Source organism: Brevundimonas sp. (assembly GCF_029945885.1).
Taxonomy (GTDB): domain Bacteria; phylum Pseudomonadota; class Alphaproteobacteria; order Caulobacterales; family Caulobacteraceae; genus Brevundimonas.
In genome coordinates this window covers 42,286-58,307 of record NZ_JAQSDK010000004.1, presented here as the reverse complement: position 1 = coordinate 58,307, position 16,022 = coordinate 42,286, and the positions used below count along the sequence as shown (strand labels likewise).

Annotated in this window: 13 protein-coding genes; 2 read left to right on the top strand and 11 right to left on the bottom strand. The window is 68.3% G+C overall.

The window, feature by feature from the left end; all coding sequences use genetic code 11:
- Window positions 1-70 precede the first annotated feature (70 nt).
- From PSV00_RS02835 to PSV00_RS02820, 4 genes are all read right to left on the bottom strand, one after another.
- Window positions 71-628, bottom strand: coding sequence for a NifU family protein (locus PSV00_RS02835; protein WP_300444608.1), 558 nt, complete (start codon window positions 626-628; stop codon window positions 71-73).
- Between the two features lie 47 nt (window positions 629-675).
- Window positions 676-1,143, bottom strand: a complete 468-nt coding sequence (locus PSV00_RS02830) for a universal stress protein (protein WP_300444606.1) — start codon at window positions 1,141-1,143, stop codon at window positions 676-678.
- Between the two features lie 93 nt (window positions 1,144-1,236).
- Window positions 1,237-6,105, bottom strand: a complete 4,869-nt coding sequence (locus PSV00_RS02825) for an NAD-glutamate dehydrogenase (RefSeq protein ID WP_300444603.1) — start codon at window positions 6,103-6,105, stop codon at window positions 1,237-1,239.
- Between the two features lie 381 nt (window positions 6,106-6,486).
- Window positions 6,487-7,620 carry an AI-2E family transporter gene (locus PSV00_RS02820; RefSeq protein ID WP_300444601.1) on the bottom strand — a complete coding sequence of 378 codons (1,134 nt, stop codon included), beginning with the start codon at window positions 7,618-7,620 and terminating at the stop codon, window positions 6,487-6,489.
- A gap of 97 nt (window positions 7,621-7,717) precedes the next feature.
- Here PSV00_RS02820 and PSV00_RS02815 point away from each other — a divergent pair, with 97 nt between their 5' ends.
- Complete coding sequence (locus PSV00_RS02815) at window positions 7,718-9,274, top strand: helicase HerA-like domain-containing protein (RefSeq protein WP_300444599.1); 1,557 nt, start codon at window positions 7,718-7,720, stop codon at window positions 9,272-9,274.
- Window positions 9,275-9,298: 24 nt separating this feature from the next.
- Here the strand turns inward: PSV00_RS02815 and PSV00_RS02810 are convergent, their stop codons facing one another.
- Together PSV00_RS02810 and timA are read right to left on the bottom strand one after the other, a co-directional pair.
- Window positions 9,299-10,480: an MltA domain-containing protein gene (locus PSV00_RS02810; protein WP_300444596.1), complete on the bottom strand. Its 1,182-nt coding sequence runs from the start codon at window positions 10,478-10,480 to the stop codon at window positions 9,299-9,301.
- An 11-nt stretch (window positions 10,481-10,491) separates the two neighbouring features.
- On the bottom strand, window positions 10,492-11,127 hold the full coding sequence (gene timA, locus PSV00_RS02805) for a TIM44-related membrane protein TimA (RefSeq protein ID WP_300444593.1): 636 nt from the start codon (window positions 11,125-11,127) through the stop codon (window positions 10,492-10,494).
- 246 nt (window positions 11,128-11,373) lie between these two features.
- Here timA and secB point away from each other — a divergent pair, with 246 nt between their 5' ends.
- Complete coding sequence (gene secB, locus PSV00_RS02800) at window positions 11,374-11,898, top strand: protein-export chaperone SecB (RefSeq protein WP_300444588.1); 525 nt, start codon at window positions 11,374-11,376, stop codon at window positions 11,896-11,898.
- A gap of 34 nt (window positions 11,899-11,932) precedes the next feature.
- Here secB and dnaQ read toward each other — a convergent pair whose 3' ends face one another.
- Genes dnaQ through PSV00_RS02775 form a run of 5 tightly spaced genes read right to left on the bottom strand, consistent with a single transcriptional unit; the run spans window position 11,933 to window position 15,585 of the window.
- Entirely contained in the window at window positions 11,933-12,661 is a 729-nt protein-coding gene (gene dnaQ / locus PSV00_RS02795; RefSeq protein WP_300444585.1) for a DNA polymerase III subunit epsilon, read from the bottom strand.
- Window positions 12,662-12,666: 5 nt separating this feature from the next.
- A complete protein-coding gene (coaE, locus tag PSV00_RS02790; RefSeq protein ID WP_300444582.1) occupies window positions 12,667-13,308 on the bottom strand; it encodes a dephospho-CoA kinase in 642 nt (213 codons plus the stop codon).
- The gene (locus PSV00_RS02785; protein ID WP_300444579.1) at window positions 13,305-14,117 is read right to left on the bottom strand and encodes a shikimate dehydrogenase; all 813 of its coding nucleotides are present in this window, start codon (window positions 14,115-14,117) and stop codon (window positions 13,305-13,307) included. The genes coaE and PSV00_RS02785 overlap by 4 nt, the downstream gene beginning before the upstream one ends.
- An 8-nt stretch (window positions 14,118-14,125) precedes the next feature.
- Window positions 14,126-14,731: a nucleoside triphosphate pyrophosphatase gene (locus PSV00_RS02780; RefSeq protein WP_300444576.1), complete on the bottom strand. Its 606-nt coding sequence runs from the start codon at window positions 14,729-14,731 to the stop codon at window positions 14,126-14,128.
- Complete coding sequence (locus tag PSV00_RS02775) at window positions 14,728-15,585, bottom strand: pyruvate, water dikinase regulatory protein (RefSeq protein WP_300444573.1); 858 nt, start codon at window positions 15,583-15,585, stop codon at window positions 14,728-14,730. The genes PSV00_RS02780 and PSV00_RS02775 overlap by 4 nt, the downstream gene beginning before the upstream one ends.
- Window positions 15,586-16,022 lie beyond the last annotated feature (437 nt).

The window sequence follows — 16,022 nt, the reverse complement described above, 5'->3', positions numbered from 1 at the left end:
CACAAACATGGCATCGTCTCCGCGGCGTGGCGAGGACGAAAACGTTTCATCACCGCGTGAATATCGGTCGCTAGAGAACCTGTTCGACCCGGGTCACTTCCGGAACATAGTGTTTCATCATCTGCTCGACCCCGGCCTTGAGCGTGGCCGAGGATGACGGACAACCGGCGCAGGCCCCGCGCATCCGCAGGGACAGGACGCCGCTTTCCGGGTCGAAGGCATCAAACAGGATGTCGCCCCCGTCCTGGGCGACCGCCGGACGCACCCGGCTGTCCAGCAGGGCCTTGATCTCGGCCACGACTTCGCTGTCATCCTCGGCGTGCCCGTCGGCATCCGGGGTCTCGCCGCGCATCAGGGGGGCACCGGAAACGAAATGATCCATGATCGCGGCCAGAACGGGGGCCTTCAGGCTGGTCCAGTCGACATCCGGGCTCCGCGTCACCGAGACATGGTCCGTCGCAAAAAAGACGCCCGTCACCCCCTCGAGCCGGAACAGGGCTTCGGCCAGGGGGGAATCGGCCGCCGCATCGGCGGACAGAAACTCGCGCGACCCGGCCGTGGCGACATCGCGACCGGGCAGGAATTTCAGGACATTGGGATTCGGCGTCGGTTCGGTCTGGATGAACATGGACCTCAGATGCGCCCGCACTGCGCCGGTTTCAAGCCCGGCAGGCGTCAGGCCAGGTCTTCGAGGTCCGTCTCGGACAGTTCACCGGGAACGATGGTCACGGGCAGTTTGCGTCCACCGTAGGCACCGCCCTGTTTCAGCACGGCCGTGACCAGCGGGCCGGGTCCACGGGCACCGGAACCGGCCGCGAGGACCAGGATCTTGATCTCGGGATCATCCCGAACGACCTTGTGGATGGCGTCCTGGGCCTCACCCTCCTCGATCAGGAACAGGGGCTGGGCCCCGGAGCGTTCTGCGGCCTCCTCGCCCAGACGATTAAGCAGGGCCTCGGCCTCGGCCCGGAGTTCCCGCTGGATCTCATCGCGCACACCCGACCAGTGGGCGTCCGAGCCCGAGGGCAGGACGCGCAGCAGGGCGACCCGTCCGCCGGTCGAGCGGGCCCGACGCGCCGCATAGCGCAGGGCGGCGTCGAACTCCGGACTGTCGTCGACGACGACCAGGAATTTACGAGGCACGGGCACTCCTTTCGGACACCGTCGGGGGTCCGACCGCTGCGGCCGAAGATCCGACATGGACCGGCCCCGGCAGGTGCCGGGGCCGGTCCGGTTTCAGGTCGCCGAGGCTGCGACCTCGCGAATGGCCCCGTTGGCGATGGTCAATTTGGCGAAGGTCCAGCCCGATCCCGAGGCCTCGATCTCGTCGACCGAGGCGCGAACCCCCTCGACGATCCTGAGGCGGGGTCCGATCCAGGCGTCGACCGCCCGCTCGGCGGTGGCCTCGCTCTCGCCCACCGACTTGTCGGCCGATCGGGCCACTGCGCGGGTCAGGACCATCTGTTCGGACATCAGGTCCTCGATCAGGCGGCGGACGGCGAGACGATCGAAATGGTCGGCTGACGGCACGGCTCCGGCGGCAGCGCGCAACCGGTCGAAATCGAAGGCCGCCCCGACCTGGTGATACAGCCGCGCCATTTCCGGCTCGGGCCAGCTGGCCTCGCGCGCCAGATCGCCGATGTCAGAAGTGGCCACGAGCGGACGCAGAAGCGCGACGGCCTTGGCCATCTTGACCGGAGCCCCGAGGGCAATGAAGGTCTGTACCCGCTTGTCCAGCCGGTCCTGTTCGAAATGCGACAGAACCGCCCCGCCCCGGGCCCGGAGGGCATCGGCCGCCGGACGATAGGCCGCGATCAGGCCGTCGACCGTCGCCCCGGCCCGGGCCGCACGGCGCGCCAGCCAGAAGGTCTGGCGACGCAGCACGGTCGAGATTTCGCGATAGAGGACGGTCTGGGCCTCGGCGGGAATCTTCAGGTCCAGCCCCGAAACCGCGTCCCAGGCCTCATCGAGGCGGAACACCCGCCGGGCCGCCTCAAAGGCGATGACGAGGGCGGTGGTGTCGCACTCGGCGCTGAGTCTGAGCCGCTCCGGGAAGGTCGGCCCGGCCATGTTGACGATCTCGTTCGACAACACGGTGGCCACGATCTCGCGATGCAGGCGGTGGCGCTTCATCTCGGCTTCGAATTTCGCCAGCGGCCCGGGGAAATAGCGGACGAGGGTTTCTTCGAAGAAGGGGTCCTCGGGGGCCGTGGAGGCGACGATATCGTCGAACAGCTCGATCTTGGAATAGGCGGTCAACACCGCCAGCTCCGGCCGGGTCAGGGCCTGGCCCGAGGCCTTCATCTCGGACAGGCGCAGGTCGTCGGGCAGGCCCTCGACCGCGCGATCCAGCTTGCCCGCCGCCCCCAGGCCGATCATGAACCGCTGCTGGGCGTCGAGCGCGCCGCTGCCCTCGGCCTGCTGCAGGGTGATGGCCAGGGTCTGGTCGTAGTTGTGCGCCAGCACCTTGAGGCCGACCTCATCGGTCATCGAGGCCAGCAGGGCATTGCGATCCCCGGCCTTCAGGGTTCCCGAGGCGATCGCCGCCCCGGTCAGAATCTTGATATTGACCTCATGGTCGGAGGAGTCGACGCCGGCGGAGTTGTCGATCGCGTCGGTATTGATCCGCCCACCGTCGCGAGCGAAGGCGATCCGCCCCGCCTGGGTCAGGCCGAGATTGGCACCCTCGCCGACCACCTTGACCCGAAGGTCGCCGGCGTCGACGCGGATGGCGTCATTGGCCTTGTCGCCGACCTGGACGTCGGTCTCGTTCGGGGCCTTCACATAGGTGCCGATGCCGCCGAGATAGAGCAGTTCGGCCGGGGCCCGGAGGATGGCCTTCATCAGCGAGGCCGGATCCATCACCGTCTCCTCGATATCGAGGGCGGCCCGGATTTCCGGTGACAGTTCGATCGATTTGGCCGCGCGCGAGAAGACGCCGCCGCCGGCCGAAATCTTCGTCCGGTCGTAGTCCTGCCAGGACGAACGCGGCAGTTTGAACATCCGCTTGCGTTCGACCCAGGAGCTGGCCGGGTCGGGATTGGGGTCGATGAAGATGTCGCGATGGTCGAAGGCCGCCAGAATCCGGGTGGCCTTCGACAGCAGCATGCCGTTGCCGAACACGTCGCCGGACATGTCGCCGACCCCGACCACGGTGAAGGGTTCGGTCTGGATGTCCTTGCCCATCTCGCGGAAGTGACGCTTGACCGCCTCCCAGGCCCCCCGGGCCGTAATGCCCATGACCTTGTGGTCGTAGCCGACCGAGCCGCCACTGGCGAAGGCGTCGTCCAGCCAGAAGCCGTAGGATGCGGAAATGCCGTTGGCGATGTCGGAGAAGGTCGCCGTGCCCTTGTCGGCGGCGACGACCAGATAGGGATCGTCCCCCTCCCAGGCGACGGTATCGGCCGGATGGATCACCGAACCGTCGGCCGCGATATTGTCGGTGATGTCCAGAAGGCCCGACAGGAAGGTCGTATAGGCCCGGATGGCCTCGGCCTGGACGGCGTCACGGTCGCCGCCCTTGGGCAGGAATTTGGGATAGAAGCCGCCCTTGGATCCGACCGGAACGATGACCGCGTTCTTGACCTGCTGGGCCTTGACCAGGCCGAGGACCTCGGTGCGGAAATCGTCGCGGCGGTCTGACCAGCGCAGGCCGCCACGGGCCACGGGGCCAAAGCGAAGGTGCACGCCCTCGACGTTCGGGGCCCAGACGAAAATCTCGCGGAAGGGCTTGGGCTTGGGCAGGTTCTCAAGTTCGCGCGAGGCGATCTTGATCGAGATATGGGCTGCCGGTTTTCCGTCGGGACCGGTCTGGAAATAGTTGGTCCGCTTGATGGCCTCGACCAGCAGGGCGATCCGGCGAAGGGCCCGGTCATCGTCGAGGCTGCGGACCTCCTGAAGCAGGTGTCCGATCTTGGTGACCAAAGCGGTCACGGCGGGCTCGCGGCTGGCGACATCGCCATAGGCGGGATCGAATTTCGCCTTGAACAGGGACAGGATGGCGCGGGCCACTTCCGGATATTCGCGCAGCGCCTCTTCCTGGACCGCCTGGCTGGGATCAAGGCCGGTCTGCTGACGATAGCGGGCCAGGGTGCGCATCAGGGCGGCCTCGCGCCAGTCGACCCCCAGTTCCAGCACCAGACGGTTGAAACCGTCACTCTCGGTACGCCCGGACCAGACCGCCGAAAACGCCTGTTCAAACGGCACCCGAACGTCATCGAAGGTCAGGCTGTCGCCACGCGGGTCCTCGAGCAGGAATTCGTGGATATGGATCGGATCATCGCCGGCCGGACGGATGGCGTTGCCCCATTCCTCAAGCGCCTTCAGCCCCATGTCGGCGAGGATGGGCAGAACGTCGGACAGGGGCACGGCCGAACCGCGCCGGTAGAGTTTGAACCGGAAATGCAGGGAGCTGTCAGTCGGGGTTCGGAAGGCGCGGACGGCCACCGGTTCACCGCCGTCGACCAGGCCGGAGCCATTCAGGCAATCAAAGGCCTGCAGGTCCTCGACCGCCTCGGCGGCATTGTAGCGATCGCGATAGCCGGCCCCGAAGGCATCGGCCCATTTGGCACTGACGGGTCCGACCGAGACCTCCTCGAAGCCGGCGATGCGCACGGCCCGCTCGAACTGGTCGATCCAGCTCCGACCGGCCTCGGCGACGGCGATTTCCAGCGCCTCAAGGTCCGGACTCGGGTGGTTACCCGCCGTGACGCCGATGATGTAGTGGATCCGCACCAGCGGCTGGTCCGACAGTTGCGGATACCAGGCGGACAGACGGCCACCCCAGGCGTCGGCGAGGATCCGGCCGATCCGCTCGCGGACCCCGGCATCGAAACGCTCACGCGGAATGAAGGCCAGGACCGAGACAAAACGGTCGAACGGGTCGTTGCGGGTGAAGATCTTGATCCGCGGGCGGTCGTAGAGGTGGAGAATGCCGTTGGCGATCTGCAGCAGTTCGTCCTCACGGATCTGGAACAGCTCATCCCGGGGATAGTTTTCGAGGATGTTGCGCAGGCGCTTCTCATTATGGCTGCCCGGGGCCTTGCCGGCGCGGGCAAGGGCATTGGTCACCTTGCGGCGCACGAGGGGAACCCGCGAGGCGGTGCGATCATAGGCCTCGGCCGTGAACAGGCCGACGAACCGGGTCTCGCCGGACGGCCGACCGTCCGCGCCGTACCGTTTGACCCCGACGTAATCCATATAGGCCCGGCGGTGGACCCGGGAGCGGATGTTGGCCTTGGCCACCGTGACCGGCTCGGACAGGTCCAGTTGACGCTTCATCTGTTTGGTCAGGACGGCCGGTTCATTGGCGCGTCGCAGCACGGTGCGCTCGGGATCGCTGAGCACGCCCAGCCCCGCGACGGACTGGCCCAGGGGAGCCTCGGCCTCATAACCACCGCTGGCGGTGCGCGGATAGTCGTAGTCCCGCGCGCCCAGGAAGACGAAATGGTCGTCGTTCAGCCAGCTCAGAAAGGCGAGATTCTCCTCGACCACAGCCGGGTCCACCCCCGGGGGGCAGGCTTCCAGATGGGCGATCGAGCGCGCCATCAGGGCATTCATTGCGCCGTGATCGACGACCGCGGCCCGCACATCAGCGAGCGACTGGGCCAGGCCGTCACCCAGGGCGTCGCGACGCTCCTGCGGCAGCGGATCGATCACGACGATGATCATCGATTCGCGGGCCGGCCTGTCGCCCTCACGGGCCATCTCGACCACGGGATGGAACAGGCCCCGGACGGTCACCCCGACCTCGGCGAGCTCACCCATCACACTGTCGACCAGGAAGGGCCGGTCGTCCTGAATGATCTGGACCACATCACAGCCGGTGGCCCGTCCGTCGGCACCGGCGAACAGACCGATGGTGATCTGGGCCGGGTCTCCGGCCTTGCGGTTCAAGGCCGATTGCCAGGCCGAGGCGAGCAGGACCGCGAGGTCATCCCCGGCGATTTCCGGTGTTTCGTCAGCGGCATAGTCGTCGAATGCCTGCTGCAGATAGGACTGTTCGACCGTGTCCAGGGTCCGCCGGCCGAGGGCCTTTGCGAAGCTCTTTGCCAACGCCTCCAGCGTGATCGCTTGGGAAGACGCGGTAGGGGCTTCGCCGGACATGGGCAGGGTCTCTTTCAGCGCAGCGCAGGGGCCGCTCTTGGAACGTTCAGGGCGACACTAGAGTGGTTTCGGGCCCGGAGGAAACTCCTCCGTGCGCGCCACGCCAGCACTGCTGCTGACTAGGCGAATGGCGGCGCGCGCGAAAGACCAAAAGCACTATCGGCGCGACCGTGGCGGAACCGCAACGCTCCCTGTCACGGCCCGACCGGGACGAGAGGGGGGGTCCATGAACAAGGCCGCCGGACTTGCGTCCGGCGGCCTGCTCTGGATCGACGCCAGGAGGGGAAGAGCGCCGACCACCGGGCACCGCGGCTTGGGGGGAGGGGGAGGCCGCGGCGTCCATTCAGAAATGGGATGGCCTTGCGCGGCTGCAAGGGTGATTCAGTCCGGTTCGGCGGTCGGGGGCCGCGGCGTCTTGACGCGGGTCGACCGGGCCTGCGCGGTCCCGGGCTTGTCGACATAGGGCTCACCATCCCCCGACAGCAGGATGGCCATCCAGCGGGAGCCCTTGAACTCGGCGAGGACGGCCATGGCCATCACCGCCAGCGGAGTCGACAGGAACATGCCGACCACGCCCCACAGCTGGCCCCACAGGGCCAGGGACAGCAACACCACGACCGGGTCGATGTTCTGGTTGTCCCCCTGCATGCGCGGCTGGATCATGTTGCCGACCACGAACAGGATCATCTGCAGCCCCACCAGCAGGATCAGGGCCGGCCAGTAGGTCGGAAACTGCACCAGGGCGAAGATCGGCGGGGCCAGGCCGGCTATGGCCCCGCCCAGGACCGGAATAAAGCCGACGATGAAGATGACGAAGGTCCAGAACTCGGCATTGTCCAGCCCCACCACCCGCATCAGCAGCCAGGCTACCGCACAGATCATTACGCCGGTCACCGTCTGGACCCACAGATAGCCCTCGACCCCGGACCGGACCCGCTGGAAGACGGCGACGGCCTCGGACCGGGCCTCGCGGCCGGGAAACATCGTGACCAGCTTGGTCCGGAAGCCGGCCTGGGACGCCAGCAGGAAGCCCAGATAGACGAGGACGAAGAAGGCCCCGGACGCCGCCCCCTGCACCTGGAGCGCCAGCCGGGTCAGATAGGGGCCGATATCGAAACCGGCGATCAGGTCATGGGCGGTCGGGGCGGTGGAGACGCCAAACAGGTGGGAAACATCGGCCAGGATCTGGTCGAGGCGCGGGCCGATGCCCGAGGACACCCCCGTTGCGTCGGTGAAGAAGCTCGCCGCCCCGTTCACGATGATGGCGATGGAGGCGAAAAAGCCCAGAATGACCACGACCAAAGCCGCGACTCCGGCCCAGCGGGTATCGAGGGGCGTGCGTTCCTCGATGGCGCGCTTCACCCCGTCGATCATGATCATCAGGAAGATGGCCAGGGCCAGCGGGGTCAATATATCCCGCAGCCAGTAGAGGGCGGCACCGGCGGCGACCGCCGCCAGCAGGACGAGGGCGTTGCGCGAGACCGCGGAAGCAGGAACGGCGTGGGCGGTTTTCATGGTCTTCCTTGTCGAAGCGTCGGCTGCCCACGTCAATCGGGATTGTCCGGATCAAACGGATCACTAAGCTGGTCCGATCCCAGATACGGAGACTCCCATGGCCGAACCCGGCACTGCTGGCCTGTTCCTCGGCCAATCGACCGAACGCGAGGAACTGCTGTTCAACCGCGTCAATCGTCACGGCGTGGTGGCCGGGGCCACGGGCACGGGCAAGACCGTAACCCTGCAGATCATGGCCCAGGGCTTTTCCGACGCCGGCATCCCCGTATTCTGCGCTGATGTGAAAGGCGACCTGTCTGGTATCTGCCAGCCCGGCACGCCGAACGAGAAGCTGCTGGCGCGGGCAGCGGGCATGGACCTGACCCTGAAGCCGGCGGCGGCCCCGACGGTGTTCTGGGACCTGTACGGCGAGAAGGGCCATCCGGTCCGGGCCACGGTCAGTGAGATCGGCCCCCTGCTTCTGGCCCGGATGCTGGACCTGAACGACGTCCAGGAAGGGGTTCTGGCCGTGGTCTTCCACGTCGCCGACAAGGAGGGGCTGCTGCTGCTGGACCTCGATGATCTGCGCAGCCTGCTGACCTATGTCGCGGAAAACGCCCAGACCATCGGCCGCGAAGTCGGCAATGTGGCCCCGGCCTCGATCGCCGCGATCCAGCGCAGCCTGCTGCAGCTGGAGCAACAGGGTGGCAAGGCCTTCTTCGGCGAGCCGGCCCTGCGGCTGGAGGACATGATCCGCACCGGACTGGACGGGCGCGGCCAGGTCAATGTGCTGGCCGCCGACCGGCTGATGTCCAGCCCCCGCCTGTATGCCGCCTTCCTGCTGTGGCTGATGTCCGAGCTGTTCGAACAGCTGCCGGAGATCGGCGACCCCGAAAAACCCCGCCTCGTCTTCTTCTTCGACGAGGCTCATCTGCTGTTCAACGACGCGCCCCGGGCCCTGCAGGAGAAGGTCGAACAGGTCGTGCGCCTGATCCGCTCCAAGGGGGTCGGGGTCTATTTCGTCACCCAGAACCCGGCTGACATCCCCGACAGTGTGCTGGGCCAGTTGGGCAACCGCATCCAGCATGCATTGCGGGCCTATACGCCGGCCGATCAGCGCGGGCTGAAGGCCGCCTCCCAGAGTTTCCGGCCCAATCCGGCCTTCGACACGGCCGAGGCCATCCAGAGCCTGGGCGTCGGCGAGGCCCTGGTCTCGACCCTGAACGAAAAAGGGGCCCCCAGGGTGGTGGCGCGCACCCTGATCCGGCCGCCGGATTCGCGTCTGGGCCCGGCGACGGAGACCGAACGGGCCGCCGTCATGGCCCAGAGTCCGGTGCGCGGCGTCTATGAGCAGGTGATCGACCGCGAATCGGCCGAGGAAATCCTGGTCGCGCGCCACGCGGCCAGTGACAGGGTCGCGGCCGAGGCGGCCGCCGCGGAGGCCGAGGCCCGGGCTGAGGATGCCGCCGAAAAGGCCGCTGACAAGGCCGGGGCCGCCGCAGAAAAGGCGGAACGGGCCCGGGCGCGCTCTGCGCCGCACGCCGCCCCCAAGGCCCGGCGCTCGACCCGGCAGACGCCGATGGAGGCCCTGACCAAATCAGTGCTGCGCACGGCCGGATCGACCCTGACCCGGGAACTGCTGCGCGGGGTTCTGGGTGGCCTCAGGCGGCGCTAGGCCCGGGGGGCGGGAGACCCGGGGTTAGCGACCGCCGGGTCCCACATCATCGCCAGAGACCCGGGGGACCAGCCGCCACATCAACAGCGGGTGTCTGACGGCCCCGGCCTCGGCCCCGGCGGGCTCGCCGCGGCCCATATAGAGGTCGGCGCGGACCGGACCGCGGATGGCCGAGCCGGTGTCGAGGGCCATCACCGCCCCCTGGTAGCTGCCGCGGGCCCCGCGCAGATTGCCACCGTCGGCACTGAGCCAGACCAGATCACCGTAGCGCCAGTGGGCGGGGTCGACGGCGATGGCCCGACGGGCGGGCAGGGGGATGCCGGCGGCTCCGGCCGGATCGCCGCCGTCGTCCGCGTCGATCCGGAAGAAGATGTAGCGGGGGTTCAGGGCCATGACCGCGCGGGCCTCGGACCCGCGGTGCGCGGCCAGCCAGCCGCGGATGGCGTCGCCCGAGGTGCCGTTGGGCGGCAGCAGACCGTCACGGGCCATCGGCCGGGCGATGCCGACGAACGGGGCCCCGTTATCCGCGGCATAGGCCAGCCGGGCCCGGCCGCCGTCGGCGAAAGTCAGATAGCCCGATCCCTGGATCTGCAGAAAGAACAGGTCCTCGGCCCGCATCCAGGCCAGGGGTGCAGCGGGCATCGCCGCTTCGATCACCGCCCGGGTGGGATAGGGACCGGTCGAGCCGTCGGCCCGACGCTGCAGGGCCTGGCCGTCGCGGCGCACCAGATCGGCGGGTACGGCCAGGACGGGGGCGTCGAATTCGGCATCAGCCTCGCGCCGGGCGACATATTCCGGAGCGAAATAGGCGGTCATCAGACCCGGCCCGCCATCCTCGGTCCGGGCCGGAATGGCGACGAAGCCGGCCTCCAGGAAGGTGCGGGCGTCCGACGGGGAGACGGGGGCCATGGACCGGGCTCGGGCGCACAGGGCAGCGGCGGCCGCTTCGCGGGCGACACCACAGCCGGTACGCCAGGCGTTGAAGGCGGCCAGATGATCCTCATGATCCCAGCCCGGCAGGCTGGTCAGGGACTGGCCGGTGACGGCGACCGGAGTCTCAGGGCGAGGGGGCGGCACCACCGGCACCACCGGCGACGGCACCGTCCCGGTCGGGACCGGCGCGTCGACGGGCGTGGTCGCACAGGCGGACAGGGTCAGAACGGCGGCCAGGATCGCGACCGTCGCCGTGGACCCCCGCGCGATCATGCCGCCGCCGATCACGCGCTGGCGGGTTCGACCCGGGCCAGGACCCAGTTCGGATCCTCGGCCCCGAGCGCACGCTCGAAGGTCCAGTGTTCGGCGGTGCGCCGTTCCTCGACCTGTTCCTCGCCACCGTCGGGTGTGACGCGATTGCGCAATTCGGCGAGGAAACGGACCTTGGCCACGGCCCGGTCACCCTCGACCGTGGCCAGTTCCAGATCGGCACGCGGCGGATGGATGAATTCGGCCTGTTCGACCTCACCGCGCGCCTCACGGGCGGCGATTCCACTCTCGAACGACTGCATCACAGCCTCGGTCAGCAACGGCTTCAGGGTTTCCCGATCACCGGCGGCATAGGCGCGCACGATCGATTCATGCGCCTGACGGGCCCCTTCAAGGAACCGCGACGGATCGAAACCGGGTTCGCGGGCCTTCAGGCCCGAAATGGCGACCAGGGCGGCGGCGTCGAGGGCCGGCGACCGCGATCCGGCGTCGGCGGTACCCGCCGGGGCCGGAGCAGCCCCGACCTTGGGCAGGGCACGGACATTGTCCTCAGGCTGACGGCCGATCTTCTTGCCCAGCACATTATAGAGCTGGAACAGGACGAACAGGGCCACCACGGCGGAGACGATAAGCAGAATTGGGACCGGCAAGGGGTATCCTTGGTCTGGCCCTCCGGAAAACCCCCGGCGGGCGCGGAAACTGACGATTAGGGGCTGATATGGGGTGTTGCAAGGCGGGCCGCACCCCCCGGGGCCCCCGGTGAGGCCCGAAGGACCAATTCCTCCAGGGTGTCCGACGTTGCCGCCGGGGGTCGGGCCGTGCTAACCGGCGCGCCTTCACCCGCAGGCTGAACCGCCTGTTCCGGCTTTCCCGTTCGAGACCACGGCGACCTGTCCATGACCGATTCCACTCCCCCTTCCGACACCCCGGACGCCAAGGCCCCCAATGGCAACGGTGTCCAGACCACGGGCGCGCCGGGTCCCGGCTTCCGCATCCTGGCGCAATATGTCCGCGACCTGTCGTTCGAAAACCCCAAGGCTCCGGACAGCCTGCGCGTCGAGGGCAAGCCGGCCATTGACCTGGGCGTCGAGATGAATGCCCAGGGCCGGGCCGACGGCCTGTTCGAGGTCGATCTGAAACTGTCGATCAAGGCCACGACCGATTCCATGCCGGTCTTCCATGTCGAGCTGCTGTACGGCGGCCTGTTCGCCCTGCAGGGCGTTTCGGAAGCCGACATCGAGCCGCTGCTGCTGACCGAATGCCCGCGCTACCTGTTCCCGTTCGCCCGCGAGATCATCGCCCGGGCCACGGCGGACGGCGGCTTCTATCCGCCCTTCATGATGGACCCGATCGATTTCGCCGCCATCTATGCGGCCCGCAAGGAAGAAGTGGCGCGCGGAGCCCCGGTGGGTCAGGCCTGATCACCGCACGACAAGATACCGGAAGGGGCGTTCGTCAGTCGACGGACGCCTTTTTCATGTCCAGACCATAGCCGGCCCACAGCGACTGGTCCTTCAGCATGGTGGCGAGAAAGTCCCGGTGGGCCGCCCGCTCGTCCGGATGCGAGCGCGGGGCCAGCGGCCGGGGCCGGGGCGTATGACCCCCCGAGGCCATGAAGGCCGCGGTGGTCGCGGCCGCCCCGCCGCGCGTGCTGAGATCCAGCACCCGCTCCTTGCCGCCCTTCAGCTCCAGATAGACCTCGGCCAGCAGCCGGGCATCGATCAGGGCCCCGTGCAGCGAGCGTTCCGCCAGCGAGATCTTGAAGCGGCGGCACAGGGCGTCGAGCGAATTGCCCATGCCCGGAAAGCGCGTCTGGGCCAGTTGCAGGGTGTCGATCCAGCGATCCTCAGGCAGGACCGGCTGACCGCACAGGGTCATCTCATGATTGATGAAGCCGCGGTCGAAGGCGGCATTGTGGGCGATGACCGGGGCATCGCCGAGAAATTCCATCAGATCGGCGGTGATCTCGCGGAATTTCGGCGCGTCCTTCACCTGGGCATCGGTGATGCCATGGACCCGGATGGCGTCCGGGTCGATCAACCGCTCGGGATGGACCAGCCGGTGAAAGGTGCGGCCGGTCGGCAGCAGATCCTCGATCTCGATACAGCCGACCTCAATCAGCCGGTGGCCCTGACGCGGGTCCAGTCCGGTGGTTTCGGTGTCGAGAACGATTTCGCGGGCCATTCCCCTTAATGGGACGGTTCGTCGCTGTCCGGAAGGCCCCGTCGGGGCGGCATCCAGCCCGGCGCGAGGACTGTCCCCACGATTTCGGCCACCCGGGCCCGGGCCGGACCCAGTCCGTGGCCGGTATCGACGACGAAATCGGCGCGCCGACGTTTTTCGGCGTCCGGAATCTGGCGGGCGAGGATGGCGTCCAGCCGTTCCACCGTCATGCCGGGACGGGCCAGGACCCGGTGGCGCTGGATATCGGCATCGGCGGTGACCACAACGACGGCGTCGACGGCGGCATCGCCGCCGGTCTCGTACAACAGAGGGATGTCGAGCACGGCCAGTTTCACCCCGCGCGCCTCCGCCGCCGCCAGGGCCTCAAGCCGACCGGCCAGGACCAGCGGATGGACGAGGGTCTCCAGCCGGCGAAAGGCGTCCGGATCCTGTCCGAGTGCCCCGGCCAGCCGGGCCCGGTCCACGGCCCCGTCGACGACCACGCCGGGAAAGGCCTCACCGACCGGCCCCACCGCCGCACCACCGGGCGCATACAGGGCATGGACCGCCTCGTCGGCATTCCAGACCAGGGCCCCGGCGTCGGCGAACATGGCCGCGGTGGTCGACTTGCCCATGCCGATCGATCCGGTCAGGCCCAGCACGATCATTGTCCCGCCTCGCCGAGCGCCGTCAGGGCCAGTCGACGAACGTCCGTATCCGGAGCATCGACGCCGAACAGGGCCGAAAAGGACGGCCGGGCCTGACCGATCAACATGGCCAGGCCGTCGACGGTCGTCAGGCCGCGGGCCCGGGCAGCGGCGAGCAGGGGGGTGATCAACGGCCGATAGGTCATGTCCATGATCACGGCGTCGTCCGGCAGGCCGGACAGGTCGATCTCGGGCGATACACTGAGGGCATTGACCACCAGGACCGCCGTTTCAAGCACCGCCGGACCGGCGACCCTGGCCCCGAGATCGGCGGCCAGGGCCTCGGCCCGGGCCCGGGTCCGGTTCAGCACCGCCACATCAGCCCCCGCCACGATCAGGGCCGCAACCGCCGCCCGGGCGGCCCCGCCGGCCCCGAGGACGACCACCGGTCGCCCGTTTACCTCGAGCGCCGGGGCCTGTTCCGCCAGGGCGGCCATCAGACCAATGCCGTCGGTGCTGTCGGCGCTGACCCCGCCGGGATCGAACAGCAGCAGATTGGCCGAGCCACAGGCCAGGGCCGCCGGACTGACGACATCAGCCAGGGCCAGGGCCTGTTCCTTGAAGGGGGCCGTAACATTCAGGCCGCGCAGGTGTCCGGTCCGGCCGCGCGCGACCAGGGCCTCGAATTCCCCCGCATCCGCCGGGCCATGGGCGCGATACACAGCGTCCAGTCCGGCAGCCGCGATCCAGGCGTTATGAATCAATGGACTGAGTGAATGGGCGATCGGCTGGCCGGCGACCCCGGCGGTCCGCGTCAGGGGTCGGGTCACGGGCCGGGTCACGGGGCCAGCACGCCGACGCGGCGCAGCTCGGCCAGCACCGGCCACAGGGGCAGGCCCAGGACGGTGAAATAGTCGCCGTCGACGGAGTCAAACAGCTGAGACCCCATCCCCTCGAGCCGGTAGGCACCGACACAGGCCAGCAGGGCCTCGCCCTCGGCGGCCAGATAGGCGTCGAGGAAGGCGTCGGAAAAATCGCGCATGGTCAGGGTGGCCGTATCGACCCCGGACCAGACCAGTCGGCCGTCGCGGGCCAGGGCAGCGCCGGAATGCAGCTGGTGAGCGCGTCCGCGCATGGTGGCCAGCCGGGTCCGGGCCGCGGCAAGGGACGGGGCCTTGCTGACCATCCCCCCATCAAAGGCCAGGGTCTGGTCAGCGCCCAGCACCCAGGCCTCGGGATCGTGGCGCGACACGTCCAGGGCCTTGGCCCGGGCCAGTTCCAGCGCCAGTTCAGCCGGATCGACATGAGTCAGTCCTGATTTCAGCGCGGTTTCGTCGACATCGGCGGGGCGGACGGTGAAGGGCACATTGGCCCCGGCCAGCATGTCACGGCGAGCCGTGCTGCCCGAGGCCAGGATCAGGCGTTCACCGGGCGCGCCGGTCACCAGGTGGCTCCGACACGACGGGTGCGTCGTTCACTGACCAGATTGATGATGGCGGCGGCCGTTTCCTCGATCGAACGGCGCGTTACATCGATGACCGGCCAGCCCCGGCGCTCGAAGGCGCGACGGGCCTTGACCGTCTCGTCACGCACCGCGTCATGATCGACATAGGCCGAGGCCCGGTGGGCGTTGAGACCGTCGAGCCGGTTCTTGCGGATCTGAACCAGCCGATCCGGCGACACGGTCAGGCCGATGACCAGCGGGCTCTTCAGGGCCACGAGCCGTTCGCCGTCCTCCTGGCCCGGGACCAGCGGCACATTGGCGGCGCGGATACCGCGATGGGCCAGATAGATACAGGTCGGGGTCTTGGACGTGCGGCTGACGCCACACAGGACGACATCGGCACTTTCCAGCTGTTCGGTCGTGCCCTGGCCGTCGTCGTGGGCCATGGCGAAGTCGAGGGCTGAAATGCGGTTGAAATAGTCATTGTCCAGCGTGTGCTGGGCCCCGACCCGGGTCGACAGGGCCGCGCCCAGATAGCGGGACAGCGCCCCGACCAGCGGATCCAGCGCCCCGATCTGCGGCATGTCGAGCCGACGACAGCCGTCTTCCAGCTGTTCGCGCAACTCCCGGTCGACAATGGTGTGCAACACCACGCCGGGCGCGGAAGCCATTTCCTCCAGCACCCGTTCCATCTGCCGCGGCGACCGGACAAGGGCGTAGATATGCTCGATCGGAATGACGCCGTCGAACCGGGCCGTCACGGCCTTGGCCATCGCATTCAGGGTCTCGCCGGTGGAGTCGGAGACCAGATGAACGTGGAAATAGGTGGCCAGGCGGGCCCGACCGGGGGTCATCGGCGGGGGCTCATCGAATTAGGCTCATAAGACCAGAGACTCCTGGGGACGAAGACGGGCGCCGACGGGGACCGACGGCCGCCGGCTGGGCACGGTTCTCTATAGCCGCACCCGACCGGAGCGGCGAGCGGGGATGAGCCGGGACGATCCGTCGCGCCTCGCCGGACTCCGTCCCCTGGCACGGGGCCCGGCGTCGACCGGCTGGGGACAGGCTTAACAAAACCTTAACGGCCCCCGACGTCCTCCCGCGCTCCGGCCTGGCCGAAAGGCCCGCGTGTTAAGGTTTCATTAAGGATTATCCCCGGTTTCAACAGCCCCGGCCGTCGACCGCGATCCGGGCACGAGGCCCCGTGGACAAGGGCGAATCCGGACGGGACAAGGCCGGTTTTGTCCCCGTCATCCCGGGGCCCAACTACCTGCCTCCATTCTTTTTCAAA

Excerpts from the sequence above, each read along its gene's own strand:
- PSV00_RS02835 (WP_300444608.1), bottom strand. The coding sequence starts at position 628 with ATGTTCATCCAGACCGAACCGACGCCGAATCCCAATGTCCTGAAATTC.
- PSV00_RS02825 (WP_300444603.1), bottom strand. The coding sequence starts at position 6,105 with ATGTCCGGCGAAGCCCCTACCGCGTCTTCCCAAGCGATCACGCTGGAG.
- PSV00_RS02820 (WP_300444601.1), bottom strand. The coding sequence starts at position 7,620 with ATGAAAACCGCCCACGCCGTTCCTGCTTCCGCGGTCTCGCGCAACGCC.
- PSV00_RS02815 (WP_300444599.1), top strand. The coding sequence starts at position 7,718 with ATGGCCGAACCCGGCACTGCTGGCCTGTTCCTCGGCCAATCGACCGAA.
- PSV00_RS02810 (WP_300444596.1), bottom strand. The coding sequence starts at position 10,480 with ATGATCGCGCGGGGGTCCACGGCGACGGTCGCGATCCTGGCCGCCGTT.
- secB (WP_300444588.1), top strand. The coding sequence starts at position 11,374 with ATGACCGATTCCACTCCCCCTTCCGACACCCCGGACGCCAAGGCCCCC.
- dnaQ (WP_300444585.1), bottom strand. The coding sequence starts at position 12,661 with ATGGCCCGCGAAATCGTTCTCGACACCGAAACCACCGGACTGGACCCG.
- coaE (WP_300444582.1), bottom strand. The coding sequence starts at position 13,308 with ATGATCGTGCTGGGCCTGACCGGATCGATCGGCATGGGCAAGTCGACC.
- PSV00_RS02775 (WP_300444573.1), bottom strand. The coding sequence starts at position 15,585 with ATGACCCCCGGTCGGGCCCGCCTGGCCACCTATTTCCACGTTCATCTG.